The organism is Embleya sp. NPDC050154 (assembly GCF_044460165.1).
In the GTDB taxonomy this organism is placed as follows: domain Bacteria; phylum Actinomycetota; class Actinomycetes; order Streptomycetales; family Streptomycetaceae; genus Embleya.
Genome location: NZ_JBITJP010000009.1, coordinates 302,701 through 326,087, shown reverse-complemented (window position 1 = coordinate 326,087; position 23,387 = coordinate 302,701). Strand labels below are relative to the sequence as shown.

Sequence of the window (23,387 nt, the reverse complement as noted above, 5' to 3'; positions counted from 1 at the left end):
GTCCGGCCGTACCGTGCCTGCGCAGGACGCCCGGCGGCCGTCCTGCCGAGAGGCTTGTGGACAAGTGACACCACGTCCCCAAGCCCCTCCTGCGGATCGAGGAAGCAATGTCCGAGACCCCGGTTTCCTACCCCCCGCCCGGCGTCGACCCCGGCCCGCCGGCCCGGCGACGCACCGACCGCCCGAGCGTGTTCGAGCGCATCGCGGGCTGGGCGCACCGGCGCCGCAAGGCGGCCCTGCTGGCATGGGTCGCGGTGCTGATCGCGGTCAGCGGCATCGCGATGGCGATCGGCAGCGATTACCACAACGACTTCTCGCTCCCGGGCACCGAGTCGCAGCAGGCCGCCGACACGCTGAAGCAACACGGCGCAACCCAAGCCGGCGACAGCGTACAGATCGTCCTGCACGACAAGGCGCCGGTGTCGGTACCCGCGACCCGGGAACGGGTCGAGCGCATGCTCGGCGCGGTACGCGACCTCCCACACGTGGCCGAGGTGCGCAGTCCGTACGACGACGCGAACGCCGTCTCGCGGGACGGACTGACCGCGTACGCCACGGTCACCCTGGACGGCGTCGGCACGGACGTGCCCAAGGACGCGGTGACCAGGATCATCGATACCGCGCAGGCCGCCGAGACGCGCGAGGCGACGCTGCGGGTCGAACTCGGCGGTGACCAGATCCGCGGCGCCCAGGAGGGCGGCGGCGGTGCGGCCGAGGGCGCGGGCATGCTCGGCGCGCTGGTCGTCCTGGTGTTCCTGTTCGGTTCGCTCGTGGCCGCCGCCGTACCGCTGCTGACCGCCATCTTCGCGGTGGGCAGCACCCTCGGCCTGGTCGTGCTCGCCTCGCACCTGGCCAACATCGCCGACTTCACGCCGCCGGTGATGATGCTGGTGGGCCTGGGCGTCGGGGTGGACTACGCACTGCTCATCTTCTCCCGCTACCGCGCCGAACTGCTGCGTGGCGCGGACGCCGAACAGGCCACCCGACGCGCCCTGGACACCGCGGGTCGCACCGTGTTCTTCGCCGCCTGCACGGTGATCATCGCGCTGCTGGGCCTGGTCACGCTGGGCTTGGGCTCGCTGCGCGGCGTGGCGCTCGCCGTCGCGCTGACCGTACTGATGACCATGCTCGCGTCGCTGACCCTGCTGCCCGCGTTGCTCGGCCTGTTCGGCAAGCGCATCCGGCGCAACGTCGAGCGCCGCGCGGCCAAGAGCAAGGTTGTCGAGGGCACCCGCTGGCGCTCCTGGGCCGCCCTGGTACAGCGCCGTCCGTGGCTCGCGCTGATCGTCCCGGTCGTCGCGCTGGTCGGCCTGGCCGCACCCGCGGTCGACATGCGCCTCGGCTTCGCCGACGCCGGCAACGACGCGGCGACCAAGACCAGTCGGCAGGCGTACGACCTGCTCGCGGACGGGTTCGGGCCCGGCTTCAACGGGCCGCTGTTCGTGGTCGTCGAGGGTGACGCCGGCGCGGCGGAGCAGACCAGGAGCACGCTCGAAGGCACTCCCGGGATCGCCGCGGTGAGCCCGATCCTGCCGTCCGGTGACCCGCGGGTGTCCACGGTGATCGCCTACCCGAAGTCCGCACCCCAGGACGAGGCGACCACCAGGCTGGTCGAGCACCTGCGCGAGGACGTCATGCCGGGCGTGGAACGCGGCACCGGCGCCACCGTCCTGGTCGGCGGCGGTACGGCCGCCGTCGAGGACTTCGCGGCCAAGGTCGCCGACCGACTGCCGCTGTTCGTGGCGATCGTGGTGGGTCTGTCGTTCGTGCTGCTCCTGCTGGTGTTCCGGTCGATCCTGGTGCCGCTGAAGGCCGCGCTGCTCAACCTGCTCAGCATCGGTGCCGCGATGGGCGTGATCACGCTGGTGTTCCAACACGGCATGTTCGGTGTGCAGGAGGGCCCGATCGAGGCGTTCATCCCGGTGATGATCTTCGCGATCGTGTTCGGGCTCTCGATGGACTACGAGGTCTTCCTGCTCGCCCGTGTCCACGAGGAGTGGCAGCGCACTCGGGACGCCGGGCACGCGGTCCGCGAGGGTCTGGCGACCACCGGCAAGGTGATCACCGCGGCGGCGGCCATCATGATCGTGGTCTTCGGCGCCTTCGTACTGAGCGAGGACCGCATGTTGCAGCAGTTCGGCCTCGGCCTGGCGGTCGCGATCCTGCTCGACGCGCTGGTGATCCGCTGCCTGATCGTGCCCGCGGTGATGCGTCTGTTCGGTGCCCGGGCCTGGTGGCTCCCGCGCCCGCTGGAGCGCGCACTGCCGCGGATCGCTCTCGAGCACGACTGACCCGCGAGGCGTCGAGCACACCGGTCGGCCGGCGGTGGCGGCGAAGGACTCACGTCCTTCATCGCCACCGCCCTCGCGCGTTCGACGTGCGGTACGCGGTCGGCCGCGAGTGAGCAGCCTCGGGCACGCCTTCAGGTGGGTGTGCGCGGGGCCGTCGACGCGAGCAGTAGGAGCAGCTCGATCACGAGGGCGACCAGGCAGGCCAGGAGGCCGAGGGCCAACACCGCGCCCTGGACCACCGGATAGTCGCGGTCGAGGATCGCCTCGACCAGGCACGAGCCGAGCCCGGGCCACGCGAATACGCTCTCCGCGATCACCGCACCGCCCGACAACGCGATGGTGGCGGTGAAGGCGCGGTCCAGGCCGCGTCGGTGCCCACCCCGGCGGCTGACCGCCACCGCGATCCCGAGCGGGACGGCGACGAAGGGCAGTACCGACACCACGGACAGCGCCGACTCGACGGCACGCGGCAGCCGTTGCGCGAGCACGTCGGTCACCGGCTCGCCGCTGCGGAACGAGGTGCCCAGATCGCCGGACGGCAGCCCGGACACGTAGTCGCCGAACTGTGCGACCCGCGACCTGTCCAACCCCAGTTCGTGCCGCACCTGTTGGGTTCGCGCGGAATCCGCGTTCCGGCCGGCGACGACAGCGGCCGGGTCCCCCGGTATCAACCGCACGATCGTGAACGTGCCCACGACCAGGACGCCCAACACGAGGACGACCCCCACGAGGCGACCCAACAGACGGCGCACGCCATGCGTGGGCGGGTCCTCATCCGGCGCGCACGGATCGACCGGTGGCACGTCGACGCCGATGCTGGTGCCGACACCGTCGGCTCGGTGGACGCGAGTGCCCGGGATGGTCATGAACGCTCCTTGGCCGGGGGAGAGGAACGGACGGGCGGAGCAGCACGGTTGGGACGGATCCGGGGGCGAATGGGTTCCGTGGGAAATGGGATGCCGCAAGCGGGCCGTGGCGCGGACGCGGTGCGCCTGTCACCCGCGGCGGCGGGTCACCGGTGACGGGTCGAGGGCTGCGATATGCGCGCTCCGGCGGCCCGGTTCGGTCTCTCGCTCGGGATCGCCGGCCTCCTCTCGCAGGCCCCGGGCGTCGCCGACGGGCATCACGCGTGCGGCTCGGAGCGCGGGGGCGTCCACGTGAGGAGTCCGGTTGCCGGTCGTGCCCGCGCCGAGGCGGCCGGCTTCCCACCGGTGGACGGCTTTCGGCCCTTCGTCCCGGTGGTGGACGCGGCAAGCGGCGCGCCGGCGGTGTTTCGTGCGCCTCGGTCTCGTGGGCGGTGGTGTTTCCGCGGTGTTGTCCGAGGGGTCGGCCGGGCGTTTCTCGGGTCAGGTCGGGTTGCTTCGGTGGATGTGATCGAGGACCAGGCGGCCGCGTGGGGAGAGCCGGTAGCCGACGTCCAGGCTTTCGGTGAGGCCGCGTTCCTTGAGTTTGCGGACATCCACCTTGAAGGGGAGCTTCTCCCGGTCGACGCCGGCGGCCAGGTCGGCGGCGCGCACCGCGGGATTCGCGTCGATCAGTTCCAACATCGCGGTGGTCCACGGCCCGTGACCGCTTCGTGCGTCCAGGCGGCGCAGTCCCGCGACGATCTCGTCGAGCTCCTTCGCCGACAGGTCGGTGTCCGAGCGCAGGCTCACCCGTGGGTCGGCGCCGACGAAGCGCAGGCCGATCCGGTACAACTGCCGGTCTTCGCCGGGGCGCTGATGGGCAAGCACTTCCGCTCTGGTGGCGTAGCCGGCCCGTTGTGCGTCCCGGTCGGTCACACTCGCCTCCGATACGGCCGCGACCTCGTCCACCTCCAGCACGCCGACCTCCGTGCGCAGTGTGCTGCCGAGGCGGACGGCGGGCGTGCGCCAGCGGCGGAAGGCGAGGTCGACGTCGCCGGACGCGATCTTGACCAGTACGTCGTGTGTGAACAACAACGGCAACTCCGTGTCCTGGATCCCGGCCGGCGCATGGCCCCGCCGACGCCGGTGTGCTGCCGGTGTGGTGCCCACGCGGCACGGACGACACACCGGGTCGATCCCCGAATACCGACGATACGGGCCCGGATGCGGGGCGGACGACTCAGGCCCGGGGTTCCCGGAGGGTGGGGGCGAGGAGCGTGGCGACGATTTTGTGGACGGCTTCGGGTGTCGGTGGGGTGCCGTTCCGGTCGGCGAAGAGCATGTGGCCGGTGCCGATCAGGGTGGGGGCGAGCGTGTCGATGTCGGCGTCGGCGGCGATGCGGCCGAGGTCGCGTTCGGCGGTGAGGTAGGAGGCGAGCATGGCGGTGGCCTCCGTCAGGACCGGGATGCCGGTCGGCGTGCTGCGGCGGAGGCGGGTGCGCAGGTCGTCGCGGGAGGTGACGAGGCCGACGATCGCGACGGCCTCCGATTCGAACAGGCCGGTCAGCGCGCCGGTGACGTTGTCGGCGACGGTCCCGGTGCCGGCCTCCTCGCGCAGGACGTCGGCTCGGCGGTCGATGCGGGCGATGCGGTCCAGCACGAGGTCGGCCAGGAAGGCGTCGAAGTCGGTGAAGTGCCGGTGCAGTACGCCCTTGGCGCAGCCCGCCTCGGTGGTGACCGCCCGGCTGGTCAGCGCGCTGGGGCCGGCGCGGAGCAGGACGCGCTCGGCTGCGTCGAACAACTGCTCGCGCGCGTCGCGGATGGCCGTTCCGGTGGGCACCGTGCATCGCCTCTTTCTGTCGCCGTCTCTTCGTGCCGTCGCGGTCCGATCGCGCGATCCCCTCGCGCGGGCTTTCGCGCCGTCCCATCGTGCCGTCTCTTCACGTCGTCTCGTCGTGCCGTGTCGATTCCGTCGATTCTCGCGCGTGCGGGTGGCCCTCGTTGACGAGTGGGCATCTGCCCATTCATAGTGGGCGCATGCCCACTATGCCGCCGGGGCCCGAGCGCGTACCCGGTTCCGAAGCCCCGCCCCACCTGCACCGCCGAATGGCCGAGTCGTTCGGCATGGATCCCGAACGCTACGACCGGGCCCGGCCCCGCTACCCGGACGCCCTCGTGGCGCGGATCGTGGCCGCCGCGCCCGGGCCCGCCGTTCTCGATGTCGGCATCGGTACCGGCATCGCGGCCCGGCAGTTCCGGGCGGCCGGCTGCGATGTGCTCGGTGTCGAGGTCGACGCGCGTATGGCCGCGTGGGCGCGCGGGCGTGGACTCGACGTCGAGGTGGCCGCGTTCGAGGAGTGGGACCCGGCCGGCCGAGCGTTCGACGCGGTCGTCGCCGCGCAGACCTGGCACTGGGTGGACCCGGTCGCGGGGGCGGTGAAGGCGGCCGAGGCGTTGCGGCCCGGCGGGCGGCTCGCCCTGTTCTGGAACGTGGAGCTACCGCCCTCCGAGATCGCGGAAGCCTTCGCCGAGGTCTACCGGCGGATGTTGCCCGACTCGCTCGCGGCACGGCGATGGGCGAGCGGCTCGGTCGGACACGCGGCGCTGTGCGCCGGGGCCGAGGACGGGATACGCGCCGCGGGCGGGTTCGACGAGCCGGAGCGGTGGCACTTCGACTGGGAACGGCACTACACCCGGGACGAGTGGCTGGACCAACTGCCCACCACCGGCGACCACACCCGACTCCCGGCGGCCGAGACGGCAGCGTTGTCGGCGGCTGTCGGAGCCGTCGTCGACGCGTCGGGAGGCGGCTTCACGATGCGCTACACCGCGGTGGCGGTGAGCGCGTCGCGCACCGAGGTCCGCTGACCGGGCGACCCGGTCGCGGGCGCCGGGCCGGGTGCTCGCCTTCGTCGCGCCGGGGCTCGCCGTCGCCGCGCCGGGCGAAATCGCGTGTCGGGCGGCACGTACGGATGCCGCCGCCTCGCTATCTTGGGCCGTCTCGGGGGAGCGCACTGGGCGATCCTCCCCGGACCGAGGAGCCGCCTGTGTCCAGGGAACCCGCTTTCGAGGAAGCCGAGGTGATCGTGTTCCGTGATGTCGCGGAGTTCGAGACCTGGTTGGACACGCACGTCGAACTGGCGGTCGGGGTGTGGCTGAAGATGGCGAAGAAGGGTTCCGGCATCGCGTCGCTGACCAGTGACGAGGCGGTCGACGTCGGCCTTTGCTACGGCTGGATCTCGGGACAGCGCAAGTCGTACGACGACGACTACTACCTGCAGAAGTATGTACCGCGCCGCCCGCGCAGCCGGTGGTCGCAGGTCAATGTGGCCAAGGTCGAGGAACTGAGCGCGGCCGGGCGGATGCGGCCCGCCGGGCTGGCCGAGGTCGAGGCGGCGAAGGCCGACGGGCGGTGGGAGGCGGCGTACGAGTCGCAGCGCGACGCCTCGGTCCCGCCCGATCTGGCCGCCGCCCTGGCGGAGAACCCGCGGGCCGCTCGGGCGTTCGAGGAACTCGGCCGGACGCAGCGGTACGCGGTGATCCTTAAGCTGATCACCGCGCGCACCGCCGCGACCCGCGAGAGTCGGCTGCACAAGGCGATCACCGAACTCGCGACGACCGACGCCGCCGGCTGACGGACGCCCGCGCCCCGCATTCCGCACGTGCTCGGGCGCGCCATATCGCCGAGGTGACCGGCTACGTGCTCGCCGCGCGCAGTTCGTCGCGCAGCCGCAGGAGCCGTCGGCCTCGCGCTCGGGCCGGCCGCAGCGCCGACGTGACGACCGGGGTGGCGCCCGTCAGCGCTGTCGTGGTGGTCGCGGTCGTGGTGCCGCGCGCGGCGGCGACCGCGGTGCCGAGGGCGGTGGTCGCGGCGAGGGCGATTCGTCCGCGACCGGCGCCGATTCGAGCGTGCCTCGCGGATATCGGCACCGCGGGCGTGCCATGTATCCACCAGTTCGGTGAATGCCTCTCGCTCCCCGAGTCGGCATCGCACCACCGGCGGTTCGCTGTGCTTGTCCCCGGCCACCACACCTCCTTGCCGAGTGTGTGTGCCGGGTAAGTCGGTGGTGCGGGCGAAAGGGTTCACGACCCGAGGAGTCGACGGGAGCCGTCACACGTCCGTGACTCCCCGGATCCGGCTGATCCCGGCGGTGCTCGTGACCACGACGAACGGGTTGGCGATGGCCGCGCGTTGGGCGTCGAGGTACAGCAGGCCGCGCTCGCCGACGGTGAGCTGCGGACCCTCGGCGATGGTCGCGGTCCACCCGCGCGGGAGCACGTCGTCGGTGAGCGGTGGGTCGTACAGGTCGAGGGTGACCTCGATCTCGCCTCGGCCCGGCAGCGACACCGAACCACGCGTCCGCAGGATGTCCATGTGTCGAGTGTCGGTCGGGCGACTCCCGTGCGCCGGCCCGGAAGCGAACGCGCCACCCGGGGTGTGGGGGCGCGGGGGCGCGGTCAGCCCTCGCTCCGGGTGAGGATGACGGCGTAGCGGCACTCGGTGGTGCCGGTGTTGGCGAAGACGCACGGGGTGGGCTCACCCAGTTCGAGCGTGTCGCCCGCGTCGAGTTCGTGGACCGTATCGCCCTCATGGAAGGTCAGTCGGCCGTCGAGCACCCAGACGACTTGGCGGATGAAGGCGAAGGCCGCGGCCGGATAGGGCACCCGGGCGCCGGCGGGGAGGCGGATCTCGGCGATCTCCGCGGGGAAGTGTGGCCGGGTGATCTGTCGGCGGCGATACCCGGTGGCGGGATCGCGCCACTGCGTGGCGTCGGCCAGGCGCCGCACGCGACCGGCATCCTCCCGGTCTTCGTCGTTCCCGGGCACGCCGCTGTCTCCTCCCTGCTCGCCCTCCCCGGCGGTGCCTTCGGCGAGGGCGAGCAGGGAGGAGACGCTGAGTCGGAAGGCGGCGGACAGCCTGCCGAGGATGACGGCGGTCGGGTTGCTCTCGCCGCGTTCGATCCGGTTGATCATGGCGCGAGAGACGCCGGAGGCGTCGGCGAGTTGCGCGAGCGTCCAGTGGCGCCTTTCCCGTTCGGTGCGGACGCGGGCTGCGATCTGCCCCACCAGAGGATCTACTATGTTGGACATGAATCCAATATACGAGAAATCCGAATCGGCGAGGACCCACCCCGAGATCCCGGGACCACCGATGGCGAGCCGGGAGAACCGCGTCGCGGCACCGACGGCGGGTAGAGAGGGCGTCGGATCGCTCATCCGCCCGGCTCACTCCGGCGACGTGGACGCCGTGCTCGCCATTCGCAACCACGCGATCGAGCATTCGACGGCGCTGTGGACCGAGACGCAGCAGTCCCGCGCCGAGGGGGTCGCGTGGCTGGACGCGCACCTGGATCGCGGCTCGGCGTTCGTGGCCGAGGACGAGGGGGAGGTCGCGGGCTTCGCGGTCTACGGTCCGTGGCGAGGACTGGACGGGTATCGCCATACGGTGGAGAACTCGGTTTACGTCCGCGAAGGTCGGCACGGGCGCGGCATCGGTTCCGCGCTGATGACCACCCTCGTCCGCTCGGCAGGTTGCGCCGGCCATCACGTGATGATCGCGGACATCGAGGCCGGCAACGCCGCGTCGATCCGGCTGCACGAACGGTTCGGCTTTTACCACGTGGGCACGGTGCGCGAGGTCGGCACCAAGTTCGGCCGGTGGCTCGACCTGACGATCATGCGCCTGCCACTGACCTGAGCCGCCGAGGTGGTGCCGCCCCGGTCGATCAGGCTCCGCGGGAAAGGCGGGAAGGGACTTTTTCCCAGGCGAGCGAGCGGGGGCGGCACCATGCACGGCGAGGACAGGGTCGGGCGGGCGGCCGTCACCACCGGGCCGGTACGCAGCCCCAGTGGTCGGCCGGGAAGCCGCCGAGGAGCGAGCGCCCGCGTCGAACCCACCGCCTGCGAAGCCGGCTACGGACCCATCCTCGACGCGTCGGGCGACGGCGTGCCGCTGATGCGTGTGCAACAGCGAAGACGACGTCCGGGAAGCCTTCAGGGGCACTCGTGGAACGAGCGGGCCTCAGGGGTGAGAGGTGCGCAGAAGTCGTCGATTTGGTCGTTGACTTGGCCTGCGACGTAGCTGAGACCGGCTAGCAGGATCGCGTAGGTCACGATCGCGACGACGACTCGACCGTAGGAGGCGGCGGACGCGGCTTGGGCACGGTGCGGCCTGCGGGGAGGGTGGATCAGCGGAACCGGCGAGCCGTGGCGGTGCCGGCCCTCGACCGTACAGCGGTGCGGAACGCCGTTGTGGTCGGTGTAGGCGACGGTGGTCACGTACACGTAGTGGACGTCGTGGCCGGTGCGGTCGGGGTCGGAGCTTGCCCGGGTGCGGCGCTCGAGCCGGGTGGATACGGCGGTGCCGGTCGTACGGATGCCCGACCTGCGCAGGTAGCGGACCCGCAGGGCGATCAGGATGATGACGAACGGGCCGACGAACAGGACGAGTTGCCTCGCCGCGAGGAAGTAGTGCGGGTGCTCGCGCATGACGGGTGTCCTTCGGTGTCTACCGATGTACACCAGTACACACCGATCTGTGTCGGTGCGGGCCGGTGTGCGACCACCGGGTGTGGCCGCTCACCGGGGATGTGGTCGGGGGCGGCGAGATCTCTCCATTTTTCGAGCGCCGATTGCGTGTGCTGCGCTGTGATGCGCGATTTCCCGGACCAACGCTCTTCCGTTGCCGGATAATCGGTCGCGCGAAAGTGGAGAGATCCGCGCCCCTCGGGCCACGTTCCGGGTGACAGAGCCGCGTTGCCATAGCGGAGGGTGCCATGACACAGACCCGACCGGACCTGCCCGGAGACCTGCCGTCGGATCGGCGGCCGTCGGAGCTTCCCCAGGTCCCCGACGAACCGGCCGTGCCGCCGGCCGAGCACACCGAGTCGCCGGGCACTGAGCCTGGTTCGGCCGGGAGTTCGGTCTCGGGCTCGGGTCCGAAACCGGATCCGAGCCCGGGGTCGGACGTGGATTCGGGCGGGGATTCGGAGTTGGACCCGGGTTCCGATGGGGACCCAGGCGCGGATGCGGATGCGGACACGGAAGTGGGTTCGGATCCAGGTGCGGACGACACGTGGCAGCGGTTGCGGGACGGTGACGAGGCCGCCCGGATCGCGTTGTACGAGCGTCACCACGACGTGTTGGTCCGCTGGTTCCGGGCGAATCTGCCCTCGGCGGCCGAGGCCGACGACTTCGTCAGCGAGGTGTTCGTCCGCGCGCTCGACGGCATCGCCCGCGACCTGAAGCCGCAGCGGGGCGTCGACCGGTGGTTGTGGGGCATCGCCAGAAACCTGTGGAAGGCGGAGTTGACGGCGCGGCGGCGTGCCGCCGGCCGGCCCGTCGAGGAGGATGCCGCGCCGGACGTGCAGAACGCGGTCGCCTCGGGGACGGTCACGGTCGGCACCGATCTCGGCCACGCGTACGGCAAGACCCAGGCGTTCGCCGCGCTCTACACCGCCACCGACGCGTTGTCGAAGACCCAACGCGCGGTGGTGAGCGCACACTTGGACCACACGCTCGCCGAGATGCGGTTGGTCAGGGGCGCCGAGCTCGCCGCCCATCTGGGGTGGCCACGCGTCAAAGTCGACCGCGAACTCAGCCGCGGCCTGAAGAAGGTGCGCGAGCGGGTGGGGCTGTTGGCGGCGGCGCGCTCGGTGCGCTCCTGCTCCGAGGCCGCCCAAGTGCCGGGGCTCGCACGGTTGTTCGTTGCCGAGGAGGCCGGATCCGCGCTGGTTCCGACCCGCGCGGAGTATCGCGCGCTCGGGACGCACGCGAAGACGTGTGGGCGCTGCTCCGCCGTGGCCAGGGACGCCGTCCTGCAACGCACCTGGGTGCTCGGCCCGGGCCTGGCGTTGGCGGCGGCCCGACAGGGCACGGACGAGGACGAGCGGCGCCGTGCGGCGGTGGCCTGGTGGACGGGTCGTCCCGCCGCGGCCGAAGCCGCGCCCGCGACCACTGCCGAGACGGCCACTGCCGAGGCCGCATCGATGGCACCCGGCGTGACCCCCGAGGTGGTCGCTTCCGCCGCCGCCGCGGCGCCCGCACCGGCCGATCCGGGCCGGTTCGGTGAGATCGGGCGGATCGTACGCCCGGCCCTGGAGGCCGTCGCCCGGCCGCTGGTCACCGGCACGCGCGCCGTACGCGACGCGGTCCTGCAGCAGTTGTTGCGTGTTCCCGGCGTCGCCCCGGCGGTGAGCACCGCCTCCCGGCTCGCCACCGACAACCCCATGGCGGTCCGCGTCGGCGGCACGGTCGTCGCCCTGGTCGCGGCGGCCGCCCTGACGTTGTTGGCCGTCGCGCCCGACGCCGCGCACACGCCGTCCGCCCGGCCGTCCCCCGGCTCTTCGGCGACCCCCGGCGGAGCGGGTCCGGATCCGGCGGCGAGCCCGGCGGCGGACGGCATTCCACCAGCGAGTCCCGCCCCGACGGATGCCTCCGCGCCACCGCTTCCCGGCGACACCTCAGCGCCCGGCGGCGCGACGCCCCCCGGCGATGCGGACACCGGCGCCGGTCGGCCGGGCGCGGTTCCCGGCGAAACCGGTTCCGGCCCCGGCCCCGACCAAGGCCGTGCGGGCAACACGCCGGGGACGGGCGGCCGAGCCGGCACCGGCGGCAGCACACCGGGCGGCGGTGGCGACGGCGCGAGCAGCGGTCCGGTTCCGGCGGCCTGGGGCTTTTGGCAGGTTCGCTACGCCGACGATCCGATCGGCAGCACGCGCGAACTGTCGCCGTCCCCGCAACGCCCGGACAGCCACGAGCCGAACTGGACCTACGGCGCGTGGCGGCTTGGCAACCCGCCCGTCGTCAAGACGGTACGGGTCACGCACACCGCCGTCGGCCGGCATGTGGTGATCCTCCCGGACAGCGGCGCGCCCGGCGGCATCGCCCAGGTCGGGGTGTCCGACTACGCCGCGAACGGCGTGTCCTGCCAGCCCGTCCGATGGTGGCCGGACGGTACCGACGAGAGGATCGAGGTCGCCTGCTTCAACCGCGCCGGCAATCCCGCCGACGTCCCGTTCACCGGCCTGTTCCTCGCCGGCGACCGCAACGGCCCGTACGGCCAGACGGGTTCGCGCGGCTACGTGCACGCCGGCGACCCGACCGCCGCGCGCCAACTCCCCGCCGCGGCGTCCCGGCAGAACACCGGCCCGGTGGCCCGTACCGGCACCGGGCGCTACGCGGTGGCGGTCGCGGCGGACACGGAGTCCGTGCAGGTCTCGCCGATCGGGACGGCGCCCCGGCACTGCGCGGTCGCCGGCCTGTCCGCCGGCACCGCGTCGGTGGCCTGCACCACGCACACCGGCGCGCCGGCCGACACCGCCTTCGTCCTGAGCCACACCGGCCGACAGAGCATGCTCGACGACGGTCGGGTCCCGCACGCGGTGCAACTGACCGTCGCCGACGCACCCGGCGCCGGCGCGCCGACGATCACCCGGTCGTGGATGTCCCGGCCGGGTTCGGCGACCGTGACGCGCACCGCGACCGGCCGCTACACGCTGCGCCTGTCGGTCGGCTACCTGACCAGCTACGCCCACCTGACGGCCACCGGCGGCGGGTACTGCACCACGGTGCTGCGCAACGACTACGGCGCCAAGGACGACGTCCTCATGTACCTGGCCTGCTACACCCCGACCGGCGCACCGGCCGACAACGGATTCCAGCTCGCCTACACGACCGCGTCGCCGCACTACCCGTAGCGTGGCGATCCCGTTCGCCCGGACGGGATCGCCACGCCCGACCGCGCGGAGCCGCTACGCGTCGGGCACGACGCGCAGGGTGCAGCTCAGCAGTGTGGGTGCCGCCGGATCGCTCACCAGGGGCCGGGAGACGCGGGCGGTCTCCACGCAGACGAACTCCCGATGGCCGTTGTCGGGTACGTCGGCCATGGAGCGCGCGAGGTCGGCGCCGGGGTTCCACACGACCACGTCGCTGTGTCCGTCGTGGCGCACCTCGACGACGCGCTTGCCCGCCGGGTCCTGGACCAGGCTCACGTCGCCGGGTCGGGTGTAGACGCGGTCGACGCGTTCGTGGAAGGCGATCCCGTCCGGTTCCGGAGCCGGGTTCGAGTCCACCGGCGGCTCGGGGACCTTGTCGACGTACGGGCCGTCCACGCCGGTGACCCGCGCCTCGTCGAGCTCGCCGACCCGCAGGTAGGTGTGCAGTGCGGCGGTGCTCTCGAAGTCGCCCCGGGCCTCCAGTTCGATCCGGCACTCGCGACCCAGCGTGAACCGGGCGAACACCTCGAACTCGTGCGGCCAGTACGCCCGCGACTGCTCGCTCGCGCGCAGCACCAGGCTCAGCCGCACCGTGTCGTCGTCCTCGCGCGCGTCGAGCAGCGTCCACGGCAGCACCCGGGCGAAGCCGTGGTTCGGCCGACCGGCCGGGCCGAACCACGGCCAGCAGATCGGCACCCCGCCGCGCACGGCACGCCCCTCCGCGAACTCGGTGGCCCCGCTCAGCCACAACACCGGTTCCTCGCCCGTCGGCTGCCAGGACAGGAGTTGGGCGCCCTGGAGGGTGACCGCGGCGCGTACCCGCGGGTGGGTCACCACGACCACCGGTAGCGCACCGACCCGACGCAGCGTGATGTGGGCGTCCAGCCGCCGGACGACGGGAAGGGCGAATACGTCTTCGGGCACGTCAAGGCCTCTCGCGTTCGTCGGGGCGCCGTCGCGCACTGAACCCGCCACGATGCCACAACCGCGTACGCGCGACGGAATCACCCACGACATCCGCGGGTTCACCGCGCCGCCGGCCGCGCGAGCCGGGACGGGGCACGATTTTCGTGGCAGCCGACCACAGGCCGCCGCACGCCCGCGCTTCATCTCGCGCGGCACGCTTCTCGTGGCAGCCCGCCACAGGCCGCCCCACGTCCACGCTCCATCTCCCGCCGGGCTGCGCGAGCAGCGACCGTGTGCTGGACTCCTCGGCATGGAGGACCGCTACCGGTCGCCGGTGGACGCGGCAACGAGTGACGTGACGAACGGGGTTCGTGGTTCGCGACATGTGCGAGTCGGCGTTCTGCGGGCAGATGACCATCGGACGAGGGAAGAAGGGGGACGGCGGAGCGTGTGGACGAAACGTCGAGGGGCGGGGAGCACCACCGTCGAGGGGCGCGGCTTTCGTGGTGCGGCGGTCGCGGTCGGGGTCGTCGCGGTGGCGGTGGTCGCGTGCCTCCTGTCGGCCGCGTGCTCGACGCGGGAGCGCATCTGTAGGTCGGGCGAGTATCCGGTGAAGGCGGTCGGCAACAGCACCGGCCGAACCTGCGTGCCCAACGGTCGGGAGCCGGAGCCGGGCTGGGTCCGTTACCCCGAGGGCAAGGTGCCCCGATATCTCGACGACAAGTGGGACAAGCACTGGTCCACGACCGTCTTCGACGCCGACGGCAATATCGTCGCGGGCTGACCCGCGTCGGCGCCGTTCCGGCGTGGGCGCGTCGTTGCGGGGTCGAGGTCGCGCGGAGCGGTGACCGGTCGAGCGGCTTGTGCCCCCGGTGTTTTCCCGGCGGTTGCCCCGCGCGGACGCGGTGAGCGCTTGTCCCGAAGGCGACCGACCCTGCGGGACCTCATGGCCCTCGCCGGCCTGCTCGCCTCGGACGCACCGTTCGACAGGCGACGAAGGCGCGACCGGCGGGGAGCGGGCCAACGGGACCGGGCCGGGCCGAACCGCTCACCCGACCTCGGCGGACTCTCGAACGGTCGTGCCTTCGAGCCTCGCGAACACCCCCGCGAGAGCGACGTCGAGGCGACGGAGCCAATCCCGCGCACTGCCGCGCACGCGGGGGTGCTCCGCGCGAAACGCCGCCCAGTCGGTCTCCGCGACCTTGACCGCGCGCGACCCGAACGCACTGCTCGCGGTCGCGGTACGCAACGTGTGGGTGCGCAGCACCTGTCGCAGGAGCGGTACGGAGAGCGCGGTGCGGGTGTCCTCGGCCAGGAGCACGGCATCGTGGAGGTCCTTGCCGCGAGAACCGGCGCCGTCGGCGCCGTCGGCGTACAGCCACAACAGCTTCCAGGCCAGGGACAACTCCCGACTCGCCGTGCGCATCAGAGTGGGCGCGGCACCGTCGGCGCGCGGCACCAGGGTCCACACCGGAGGTCGGTGGAGCGTTTCGTCGAAGGCGAAGTCCAACTGTGCCGCACCGGAGCCCAGTCCCGCCGCGCGCCACGGGACCAGGACGCGGATCCCGCCGGACTCGGATCCGTCATAGGCGTACGACCAGGTGCTGTCGCGGTGCACGCCGCTCGCGTCCAGGGCGATTCCCGGTGCCGCCATCGGGCGGCTCCGCACCCGGTCGACCAGGTCGTGGTAGTCGGGGACGAGTTCCGGCGGGTCCGGGTCCGGGTCCCAGCGCAGCCCGTCGGGGGGAACCCTCGGCCGCAGTCCGCGCATCTCGAACTCTTCCTCACCGTCCGTCCAGATCTCGTACCGGGCCGCGCCGTTCGCCGCCTCGGGCCACTGCTGGACGACCTCGGTGCGCGCCACGAAGGGGTACGGATCCAACGCGTCCACTCGGGCGGGCGGCGCCGTCATCACGACGAAATCCAAGTCGGCCGGCTCACGCGCCCGGTCGCCCACCCACGCGGGCATCACCATGCTGCCGCGCAGGACCAGGCTCTCGCTCCACGGGGCGTCCGCGATCAGACTCAGCAGGTGGTCCAGGACGGCACGCCGGGCCACGCTCTTCCGGTTTGCCCGCACGGCTCCTCCGTTCACCGTCGTCCCGACCTCGACAGACCGCCGAGACGTGCACGGCCGAGGCCGGGAGGCCCTGCCTACCACGCTCCTCGGACACCCGCGCGCGGCCCCCGGCAGGCCGTCGGACCGGACGAGGAACCGCCCGCGTCGCCGACGCGGGGCCACCGGGCCGGCGACGTGCCTGTCGGAGATCGTTAGTACCTTCATCTCCGTCCCGCCGACCTCTCGGCGCGGAATCCCCCTCGGTGTAAAGGAGATGGTGTGTCCTCAGCCACGGAAGTGTGGGAGGGCGCGAGCGCGGCCCGGGTGATACCACCCGCCCGGCCGCGCAGGCTCGCCAAGGTCCCGTTCGTCGAACTGGCCGACGGACGCCTGCAAGGCGTGGTGTCCAGCGGCTCGGACATCGGACGCGTCTACGTCTCGTCGGTCGCGGCCGGCACGTACGCCTTCGCGTGCAGTACCAACAACAACCGGGCGTGCGGAGGCGCCCGGGGCTCGTTCTGCAAGCACATCGAGGCACTGGTCGTCGAGTCGGTGGTGCAGTACGGCGCCGAGCGTGTGGCCCGCTACCTGCGGGTCGAGCCGGCGAACGGCAAGCCGAACGCGCAGAGCATCCTGGCCGACATGCGCGTCACCCGCCCGGCGCAGGCCGCCGCCACGGCCGCCGCACCCGTCTTCAGCCGGTTCCTGCGCCACCTGACCTACCTCGAACTCGCGGCGACCACCACGCCGTTGCCCGAGATGCAGTGGTTCCCGCCGACCAGGGCGGTGGCCTGATGCGGGTCGACCTGCTCGCCGAACCCATCGCCGGGCTCGACGAGGCGCTCGCGGTCGTCGAGGCCTTCGACCGCACCCTCGTCGGCGGCCTGCTGCGACCGCAGCCCGCCCACGCCGGCGCGCTGACCGAACTGGCCGCCGCCGTCGCCGGGACACCCCTGGCCTCCCGGGTCGCCGAAGCGGCCGAGAAGGCGCTCGCCGGCGCCGCGAGCGAGGACCACCTCGTCGTCCTCGCCGCCGCCCGCGCCGCGTTGCTCGGAGCCATCCACGACGCGCTCACCACCCGCGTCGACGAGGCGACCGGCCGCACCCGTACCCGGGACACCGACGCGGTGCCGGACCAGCCGGCCGCGGTCAACCTGCTTGCCGCCGCCCGCTCCTGGCTCGCCGATCTCGCCCGCGCCGGATGGCAGGGCATCGACCACGACCTGGTCTCCGGGTCGGCACAGGTCGTCTTCGCGATGCTCCCCGACCCGTCACTGCGGCGCCTGGCCACGCTCCTGGACGGCTTCGCCGCCGAACTGGCCGCCTCCTGCCCGGGCGCGGCCCTGGACCGCTTCCCGGTGCGTCGCTGGGCCGATCTGTGGGCCCGCGCGATGTTGCTGACCGTGCCCGGCGCCGCCGCCGCGCCCGCGACCGACACCGTCACCGGCCGACTGCTGCCGCTGGGCGTCGACCTGCACGAGCACGCGACCGCCGCGCAGGCCCAGGTACACGCGGTGTTCGAGCCCGCCGACGGTGGCCCCGCACGCCTGGTGCGGGCGAGCGTCTCGGTTCCCAAGCCGGACACGGTCGTGGGAGTCGGTGTGTGGCAACTGCTGCGCCCGCACCTGTCCCTGCTGGCGGTCGCCGGCGAAGGCCGCTCGATGCACCTGGAGAACATGCCGATCACCGTCGACGGCGACCTGATCTGGGCCGACGAGCACGCCCGCGCCGGTGAACCCGCCGACGCCTTCGCCACCGCCCGGGTCGCCCTGCCCACCGCCGAAGCCGCAGCCGGCGCGCCGCCGGCCAGGCATCCGGCGGGCATCGCGATCCCGGTGTTCCTGGAGAACTACACCGTCGATCGGGACGCGGAGGCATTGGCGTTGGCCCTCGCGGGGCACCGCCTCGCCGTCGACGTCGACCGCATCCCGACCGCCGGCCCGCTCACCCCCGAGGCGGTCGCCACGTCCGGTGCGTGCATCGGGCTGCTGCGCTGGGACGCCGGCGGCTTCCGCGTGCAACCGCTCGCCGTGGAGACCACGGTCAAGAAGAAGACCTCGGTCGTGCACGCCGGGGCCTGGGCCGGCGGCACCGACGACAAGTCGGCGGCCAAGGCCGAGAAGGCGGCCACCGAGGCCGTGGCGGTGCTGCGTGAGCGCGCCGGAAAGCTGCTGCGCACATGAGCGAGCCGCAGACCGAACCCACCCCCGCACCGGATCCGGACGAGAACCGCCGCCAAGTCCTGTATTGGCGACTGCTGGCGCGTCTGTTCGACCACGAGGAGCAGGCTTCGCTGGAATCGGCGAGCCTGGCCGTCGTCGAGGACATCGGCCTGCCGAGCGCGCTGCTGGATCCACAGGCGTCCGTGGACGCCATCGTGCAGCGCCACCCGGACCTGGCCGCCGAGTTCGAGGGCCTGATGGTGCCCGAGCCCGACGAGGACGGGCGTGATCGCGCCGCCGAGGTGCGGCGCGCGGCGCTGGTGTCCAAGGTGCTGCTCAACGTGCTGGGCACCGGATCCGGCACGGTCAGCGCCGAGCGACTCTCCCGCTGGCAGTCCGACGCGGGTTGGCTGGAGCGCACGTTGGGCTGCAAGCCCGGCGAGTTGCGCGGCGGTCGACCCGGCCCGGGCGCGGGTGCCGGTCGCGGTGTGTCCCCGACCGGGACCGGCGGCCGGAGCGGCACCCCCGACCTCGGCAACCTGATCCCCACGATCGGCCCCGAACTCGCGGACATCGAAGCGGACCTGGTCAAGCGCATGCACCTGCGCGAGGTGCTCGCCGACCCCGCGCTCGCGGCCCGACTGACCCCCAGCATGTCGCTGATCGAGCAGTTGCTCCGGGACAAGGACAACCTGTCCGGTGTCGCTCTGGCCAGTGCCAAGGACCTGATCCGCCGCTTCGTCGCCGAGGTCGCCGAGGTGCTGCGCACGCAGGTGGCCAAGGCGAGCGTCGGGACGCTGGACCGCTCGATCCCGCCCAAGCGGGTGTTCCGCAACCTCGACATCGACCGCACCATCTGGAAGAACCTCACCAACTGGAGCCCGGAGGAGGAACGGCTCTACGTCGACCGGCTCTTCTACCGGCACACCGTCCGCAAGACCACGCCCACCCGCCTGATCGTGGTCGTGGACCAATCCGGCTCGATGGTCGACTCGATGGTCAACTGCACCATCCTGGCCTCCATCTTCGCCGGACTGCCCAAGGTGGACGTGCACCTGATCGCGTACGACACGCGCGCGGTCGACCTGACGCCGTGGGTGCACGACCCCTTCGAGACGCTGCTGCGCACCCAACTCGGCGGCGGCACCGACGGCACGGTGGCCATGGCACTGGCCCAGCCCAAGATCGCCGAACCGCGCAACACCGTGGTCGTGTGGATCTCCGACTTCTACGAATGGCACACCGATCGGCTGTTCGAGAGCATGGCCGCCGTGCACCGCTCCGGGGCCAAGTTCATCCCGGTCGGCTCGGTGACCAGTTCCGGCCGCGGCAGCGTGAACCCCTGGTTCCGCGAGCGCTTCAAGGACCTCGGTACACCGGTGATCTCCGGCCACATCCGCAAGCTCGTCCACGAACTCAAAACCTTCCTCGCCTAGAAAGGCCACGAAATGTCCGACCTGCTGCGCGCCCCCGCCGAAATCAAGTACGCCGAGGAACTGGACTGGCTCGAGTCGATCGACGACGGCCCCAAGCCCTTCAGTTGGCGGCTGTCCCCCAAGATGGTCCGCCTGTTCGTGCTGGGCTCCGAGCGCTCCGACGGCCTGGATCGCGAGATCGCACAGAAGTGGTTCGGGGACCGCTCCATCGTGGAGCGAGCCATCGTCACCCTGGCCTCCGACCGAGGTCTGCTGCTGATCGGCGACCCCGGCACCGGCAAGAGCTGGCTGGCCGAACTGCTGGCCGCCGCCATCTGCCGCAACTCCACCCTGGTCGTCCAGGGCACGGCCGGCACCACCGAGGACCACATCAAGTACTCGTGGAACGTGTCCATGGTGATCGCCAAGGGCCAGTCCCGGGAATCGATGATCCCCTCGCCGATCATGACCGCGATGGAAAGCGGTGCGATCGGCCGCTTCGAGGAACTGACCCGCTCCACCAGCGACGTGCAGGACGCGCTCATCTCCATCCTGTCGGAGAAGTACGTCTCCGTTCCCGAACTCGACAGCGACAGCATCGTCTTCGCCAAGCCCGGGTTCTCCATCATCGCCACCGCCAACAGCCGTGACCGGGGCGTCAACGACCTCTCCTCCGCGCTCAAGCGCCGGTTCAACTTCGTGCGCATCCCGGTGGTGACCAACAAGAAGAGCGAGGCGGAGATCGTCCGCTTCCGCACCGAGGAACTGCTGCGCCGGCACCGGATCGAACTGGACGTGCCGCCCACGCTGCTGGACGTGCTGCTCCAGAGCTTCGCCGACCTGCGCGCCGCGGCGGCCGCGGCCGGCAGCGACGACGAGAAGCTGGAGTCGTCGTTGTCCACCGCCGAACAGATCGGCGTCCTGGAGGACGCCATCCTGCACAGCAACTTCTTCGGCGAGCGCGCGCTGACCGCGCACACCCTCGCCTCCTCGCTCGTCGGCTCGCTGGCCCGGCGCGAGCCGGAGGACCTGGCCATCATGAACAAGTACCTGCACGGCGTCGTCGAGCCGCGCGGGAAGGAAGAGGGCGGGCTCTGGCCGGAGTTCCTGGAGGGCGGTCGCCACGCGATCGCCGGCCTGTCATGAGCGGCCCGAACGAGGGCGCGTTCGACGCCCTGCGCGGCCAACTCGAGCAAGCCGCAGCGACGTTCGCCGACGGGCCGGACGCGCTCAAGGAGATCCTGCTGGGCATCGTCGACGACGTGGACCGCGCGGTGCGCGAACCACTGGAGATCTTCCCGGTCTGCCACCACTCGCCCGCCTCGGCGATCGCCATGGCGCGCAGGCTGCGCGAGAAGCGGCCGAAGGTGGTGTACCTGGAACTGTGCGAGGACATGGCGCCGCTGCTGACCGAGCTGCGCAACTGCACCCTCCCGGTCGCGGTGCAGTCCTTCGCCGCCGAGATCGAGGGCTTCCCGGCCGAGTGGGCACCACTGTCGGTGGTCGCGCCGATCACCGAGGCGTCCGCCGAATACCAGGCGATCGCCTACACGTTGGACACCCCCGGCACCGAACTGGTCCTGGTCGACCGCTCCTCGGACCACGTCTTCCAGTGGGAACCGCGCGGCACCAAGTCCGCCGAACCGGCCGACCCGGACGCGGCGCCGGCCGACGAGGAGAGCGCGCTGCACGGCGACGCCGTCGGCCTGGAGATCGGTGACCTGCGCCCGCGCTTCGCCGAACTGGAGGAGCACCTGCTGCGCCACGGCCGGGTGCGGCACTGGTCGGAATGGTGGCACCAGTACGTCGAACTGCCGCTCGGCGACTGCGACCACGACACCTACCGGCAGGTCATGCTGCTGATCGGCAGCCTGTTCCGGCGGCTGGCCCCCGGCGATCCGCAACGGGTGCGGGTGGACGAGGACCGCGAACGCTACATGTGGACCCGGACCCGCGAACACCTCGCCGCGACCGGCACCGATCCGGCGGACTGCCTCTACGTCTGCGGCGCGTTCCACGCGGCCTCGCGGGTCGCCGAGTTCGGCGTGCACGGCGCCGATACGTTCGAGATCACCCCGCGCACCGCGACCACGTGGCAACACGGCCTGATCCCGTCCAGCCACGCCGCGATCGAGGCGCAGTTCGGCCTCGCGGCAGGGTCCGTGTCGATCGCCGCGACGGTGTGGGCGAAGAACCTCTCGCGCACCGGCGTGGCACCGTTCCGGCTCACCGGACAGGCGGGCGCGAAGAAGACCGCGAAGCCCAAGAAGAGCGCCGCACGGGCGACCGCGTCGACGGCGGTCGTCCCGGCGGCCTCCGGGCCGAGCGATCCGCTTCCGGCGGCCGATCGGCTGACCGGCTTCCTCGGCCGGCCGCCCGTGCTGGACCGCCTGGACGAGGCCGAACTGCTCGGCTGGTCGGTGGACGTGGTCCGCGCCGCACGGCGCAACGGCTACCTCGCCTCGACCGCCGACGCCATCTCGGTGTTCGAGACCTCGATCCTGCTCGCCGGGATGCGTGACCGGGCCAAGCCCACGCCGTACGACTTCCAGGACGCGGCGGTCACCTGCATCGAGAAGGACAGCGTGCCGGGCCGCCGCGACGTGCGCCGCATCGTCGAGATCATGATGGGCGGCGACCGGATCGGCAAGGTCGGCTACGACGCGTTGCCGCCGCTGGCCCGCGACGTGCACGACCGGCTCGCCCCGCTGCAACTGAACCTGGAACAGCGGGGCGTACGCAGGGCGTTGCTGGACATCGCGGCCCGGCCGGAACTGGAGCGGTGCGCCGATGTGTTGTGGATGCTCCGCTACCTGATGCCACCCGGCGCGGCCCGCCCGATCATGGGCGAACGCCGACTCGGCGAACGACCGATCCAGGAATCGTGGGACCTGTCGCTGGGCACCCACCAGCGCGCCCTGATCGAACTCGGCTACGAGGGCGTCAGCATCGAACAGGTGCTGGAGCAGCGGCTGCGCCGGACGGCGTACGGCCCGCACGCGACCGCGGCGACCGTCCTGGAGGCGGTCGAGGACGCCACGCTGTACCTGCGTGGCCGCCGCCTGGCCGACGAGTTGGGTACCCGCGCGCTGGAAGTCCTGGCGACCGAACGCAGCGTCGACGGGGCACCGGAAGTATTGCGCCGGGTAAGGCGGTTGCTCGCCTACTACCGGACGAGTGAACCGGTGCTCCCGGCGTGGATCGAGTCGTTCGTCAAGACCGGGTACGCGCACTACTGCACCCTGTTGCCGACGGCGTTCACCGACGAGGACGCCGGCGTGCGTCAGGTCGCGGCGATGCTGGGCTTCCTGTTCAGCATGGAGACCCTGGCGCTGTCGCTGGGCTGCGACCGCACCCAACTGGAGTTGGCGGTCGGGCAGTCGCACCCCGAGGAGCCCGCGAAGGTGGCGTTGTTGTGGGCGGCGCAGGTGCAGTTGGGCGTGCTCTCGCGCGCGGACCTGCGTGCGCGGTGCGACGACATGCTCGACAACCCGATGGTGCTGCCCGCCTATCCGCACTACCTCAGTGGCTTCGTGCACGCGCTGGAGCCGGTGCCCGGGCTGACCGACTTCGTGGTGGAGGCGGTGTCGAACGCCTTCGCCCGACTGCCCGACCCGTTGCTGCTTCCGTGGTTGCCGACGCTGATCGGTACGTTGCGATCCGGCGGCGCCGAGTTGGCGCCGCTGCTGATCCGCGAGGCGGGACGGATCTTCCCGGGTCGGCTGCGGGCACTGGACGAGTGGGTGCCGCCGTGGCTTGCGCCATCGGTGCCGCCGGCCCGGTTCTCGGCGCGGCGTGGAGGCGGCGCCGGCGGCCTCGCGCTGCTCACCGCGCACCCCGCCACATGCGATGCGGTGGCACGGTTGCTGGGCTGCGACGATCCGTGGGAGGCAGCGGAACAGGGTGCGCCGGGCGCGGTGTTGGTCGACCGCCACCCGGACGCGGCGACGGCCCTGGCCGTGCTGCTCGACGGCTCGTGAACCCGACCCGGGC

General features: G+C 72.1%; 20 protein-coding genes. 11 read left to right on the top strand and 9 right to left on the bottom strand.

All coding sequences use genetic code 11. The features are described 5' to 3' along the window. Nucleotides 1–107: 107 nt before the first annotated feature. Nucleotides 108–2,291 (top strand): MMPL family transporter, encoded by a 2,184-nt coding sequence (locus ACIBSV_RS21255; protein WP_395865184.1) that lies wholly within the window; start codon nt 108–110, stop codon nt 2,289–2,291. Between the two features lie 131 nt (nt 2,292–2,422). Here the strand turns inward: ACIBSV_RS21255 and ACIBSV_RS21250 are convergent, their stop codons facing one another. From ACIBSV_RS21250 to ACIBSV_RS21240, 3 genes are all read right to left on the bottom strand, one after another. Next, nucleotides 2,423–3,157: an ABC transporter permease subunit gene (locus tag ACIBSV_RS21250; protein ID WP_395865182.1), complete on the bottom strand. Its 735-nt coding sequence runs from the start codon at nt 3,155–3,157 to the stop codon at nt 2,423–2,425. 480 nt (nt 3,158–3,637) lie between these two features. Continuing rightward, nucleotides 3,638–4,231 carry a hypothetical protein gene (locus tag ACIBSV_RS21245; protein WP_395865180.1) on the bottom strand — a complete coding sequence of 198 codons (594 nt, stop codon included), beginning with the start codon at nt 4,229–4,231 and terminating at the stop codon, nt 3,638–3,640. Between the two features lie 145 nt (nt 4,232–4,376). After that, a complete protein-coding gene (locus tag ACIBSV_RS21240; protein ID WP_395865177.1) occupies nt 4,377–4,976 on the bottom strand; it encodes a TetR/AcrR family transcriptional regulator in 600 nt (199 codons plus the stop codon). 197 nt (nt 4,977–5,173) lie between these two features. On the opposite strand from ACIBSV_RS21240, the gene ACIBSV_RS21235 reads away from it, so the two are divergent. Then, entirely contained in the window at nt 5,174–6,004 is an 831-nt protein-coding gene (locus ACIBSV_RS21235; protein WP_395865175.1) for a class I SAM-dependent methyltransferase, read from the top strand. Between the two features lie 179 nt (nt 6,005–6,183). Continuing rightward, nucleotides 6,184–6,771 carry a YdeI family protein gene (locus ACIBSV_RS21230; protein ID WP_395865173.1) on the top strand — a complete coding sequence of 196 codons (588 nt, stop codon included), beginning with the start codon at nt 6,184–6,186 and terminating at the stop codon, nt 6,769–6,771. Nucleotides 6,772–6,832: 61 nt separating this feature from the next. Here the strand turns inward: ACIBSV_RS21230 and ACIBSV_RS21225 are convergent, their stop codons facing one another. The 3 genes from ACIBSV_RS21225 to ACIBSV_RS21215 form a co-directional block, all read right to left on the bottom strand. Then, nucleotides 6,833–7,066: a hypothetical protein gene (locus ACIBSV_RS21225; protein ID WP_395865171.1), complete on the bottom strand. Its 234-nt coding sequence runs from the start codon at nt 7,064–7,066 to the stop codon at nt 6,833–6,835. 181 nt (nt 7,067–7,247) lie between these two features. Then, nucleotides 7,248–7,511, bottom strand: a complete 264-nt coding sequence (locus ACIBSV_RS21220; RefSeq protein WP_395865169.1) for a hypothetical protein — start codon at nt 7,509–7,511, stop codon at nt 7,248–7,250. An 83-nt stretch (nt 7,512–7,594) separates the two neighbouring features. Further along, entirely contained in the window at nt 7,595–8,227 is a 633-nt protein-coding gene (locus ACIBSV_RS21215; RefSeq protein ID WP_395865168.1) for a helix-turn-helix domain-containing protein, read from the bottom strand. Between ACIBSV_RS21215 and ACIBSV_RS21210 the strand changes: the two genes are divergently transcribed. After that, entirely contained in the window at nt 8,226–8,834 is a 609-nt protein-coding gene (locus ACIBSV_RS21210) for a GNAT family N-acetyltransferase (RefSeq protein ID WP_395865166.1), read from the top strand. The genes ACIBSV_RS21215 and ACIBSV_RS21210 overlap by 2 nt on opposite strands. Before the next feature lie 296 nt (nt 8,835–9,130). On the opposite strand, the gene ACIBSV_RS21205 is transcribed toward ACIBSV_RS21210, so the two are convergent. Continuing rightward, nucleotides 9,131–9,625 carry a DUF3592 domain-containing protein gene (locus tag ACIBSV_RS21205; protein WP_395865164.1) on the bottom strand — a complete coding sequence of 165 codons (495 nt, stop codon included), beginning with the start codon at nt 9,623–9,625 and terminating at the stop codon, nt 9,131–9,133. A 557-nt stretch (nt 9,626–10,182) separates the two neighbouring features. Between ACIBSV_RS21205 and ACIBSV_RS21200 the strand changes: the two genes are divergently transcribed. Next, nucleotides 10,183–12,834, top strand: coding sequence for a sigma factor (locus ACIBSV_RS21200; protein ID WP_395865162.1), 2,652 nt, complete (start codon nt 10,183–10,185; stop codon nt 12,832–12,834). A 54-nt stretch (nt 12,835–12,888) separates the two neighbouring features. Here the strand turns inward: ACIBSV_RS21200 and ACIBSV_RS21195 are convergent, their stop codons facing one another. After that, entirely contained in the window at nt 12,889–13,776 is an 888-nt protein-coding gene (locus tag ACIBSV_RS21195; RefSeq protein WP_395865160.1) for a D-hexose-6-phosphate mutarotase, read from the bottom strand. A 430-nt stretch (nt 13,777–14,206) separates the two neighbouring features. Here ACIBSV_RS21195 and ACIBSV_RS21190 point away from each other — a divergent pair, with 430 nt between their 5' ends. Next, nucleotides 14,207–14,542: an SCO0607 family lipoprotein gene (locus ACIBSV_RS21190; RefSeq protein WP_395865158.1), complete on the top strand. Its 336-nt coding sequence runs from the start codon at nt 14,207–14,209 to the stop codon at nt 14,540–14,542. Between the two features lie 264 nt (nt 14,543–14,806). Here ACIBSV_RS21190 and ACIBSV_RS21185 read toward each other — a convergent pair whose 3' ends face one another. After that, nucleotides 14,807–15,838, bottom strand: a complete 1,032-nt coding sequence (locus ACIBSV_RS21185; protein WP_395865157.1) for a nucleotidyl transferase AbiEii/AbiGii toxin family protein — start codon at nt 15,836–15,838, stop codon at nt 14,807–14,809. Nucleotides 15,839–16,096: 258 nt separating this feature from the next. Here ACIBSV_RS21185 and ACIBSV_RS21180 point away from each other — a divergent pair, with 258 nt between their 5' ends. Genes ACIBSV_RS21180 through ACIBSV_RS21160 form a run of 5 tightly spaced genes read left to right on the top strand, consistent with a single transcriptional unit; the run spans nt 16,097 to nt 23,374 of the window. Next, nucleotides 16,097–16,612, top strand: coding sequence for a hypothetical protein (locus tag ACIBSV_RS21180; RefSeq protein ID WP_395865155.1), 516 nt, complete (start codon nt 16,097–16,099; stop codon nt 16,610–16,612). Beyond that, nucleotides 16,582–18,000, top strand: coding sequence for a hypothetical protein (locus ACIBSV_RS21175; protein ID WP_395865153.1), 1,419 nt, complete (start codon nt 16,582–16,584; stop codon nt 17,998–18,000). The genes ACIBSV_RS21180 and ACIBSV_RS21175 overlap by 31 nt, the downstream gene beginning before the upstream one ends. Beyond that, entirely contained in the window at nt 17,997–19,415 is a 1,419-nt protein-coding gene (locus ACIBSV_RS21170; protein ID WP_395865152.1) for a VWA domain-containing protein, read from the top strand. Before ACIBSV_RS21175 ends, ACIBSV_RS21170 begins: the two co-directional genes overlap by 4 nt. Before the next feature lie 12 nt (nt 19,416–19,427). Next, entirely contained in the window at nt 19,428–20,540 is a 1,113-nt protein-coding gene (locus tag ACIBSV_RS21165) for an AAA family ATPase (RefSeq protein ID WP_395865150.1), read from the top strand. Beyond that, nucleotides 20,537–23,374: a hypothetical protein gene (locus tag ACIBSV_RS21160; RefSeq protein WP_395865148.1), complete on the top strand. Its 2,838-nt coding sequence runs from the start codon at nt 20,537–20,539 to the stop codon at nt 23,372–23,374. The genes ACIBSV_RS21165 and ACIBSV_RS21160 overlap by 4 nt, the downstream gene beginning before the upstream one ends. The last annotated feature ends 13 nt before the right edge of the window (nt 23,375–23,387 follow it).

Excerpts from the sequence above, each read along its gene's own strand:
- ACIBSV_RS21170 (WP_395865152.1), top strand. The coding sequence starts at position 17,997 with ATGAGCGAGCCGCAGACCGAACCCACCCCCGCACCGGATCCGGACGAG.
- ACIBSV_RS21210 (WP_395865166.1), top strand. The coding sequence starts at position 8,226 with ATGAATCCAATATACGAGAAATCCGAATCGGCGAGGACCCACCCCGAG.
- ACIBSV_RS21215 (WP_395865168.1), bottom strand. The coding sequence starts at position 8,227 with ATGTCCAACATAGTAGATCCTCTGGTGGGGCAGATCGCAGCCCGCGTC.
- ACIBSV_RS21250 (WP_395865182.1), bottom strand. The coding sequence starts at position 3,157 with ATGACCATCCCGGGCACTCGCGTCCACCGAGCCGACGGTGTCGGCACC.
- ACIBSV_RS21205 (WP_395865164.1), bottom strand. The coding sequence starts at position 9,625 with ATGCGCGAGCACCCGCACTACTTCCTCGCGGCGAGGCAACTCGTCCTG.
- ACIBSV_RS21220 (WP_395865169.1), bottom strand. The coding sequence starts at position 7,511 with ATGGACATCCTGCGGACGCGTGGTTCGGTGTCGCTGCCGGGCCGAGGC.
- ACIBSV_RS21160 (WP_395865148.1), top strand. The coding sequence starts at position 20,537 with ATGAGCGGCCCGAACGAGGGCGCGTTCGACGCCCTGCGCGGCCAACTC.
- ACIBSV_RS21235 (WP_395865175.1), top strand. The coding sequence starts at position 5,174 with ATGCCCACTATGCCGCCGGGGCCCGAGCGCGTACCCGGTTCCGAAGCC.
- ACIBSV_RS21255 (WP_395865184.1), top strand. The coding sequence starts at position 108 with ATGTCCGAGACCCCGGTTTCCTACCCCCCGCCCGGCGTCGACCCCGGC.
- ACIBSV_RS21165 (WP_395865150.1), top strand. The coding sequence starts at position 19,428 with ATGTCCGACCTGCTGCGCGCCCCCGCCGAAATCAAGTACGCCGAGGAA.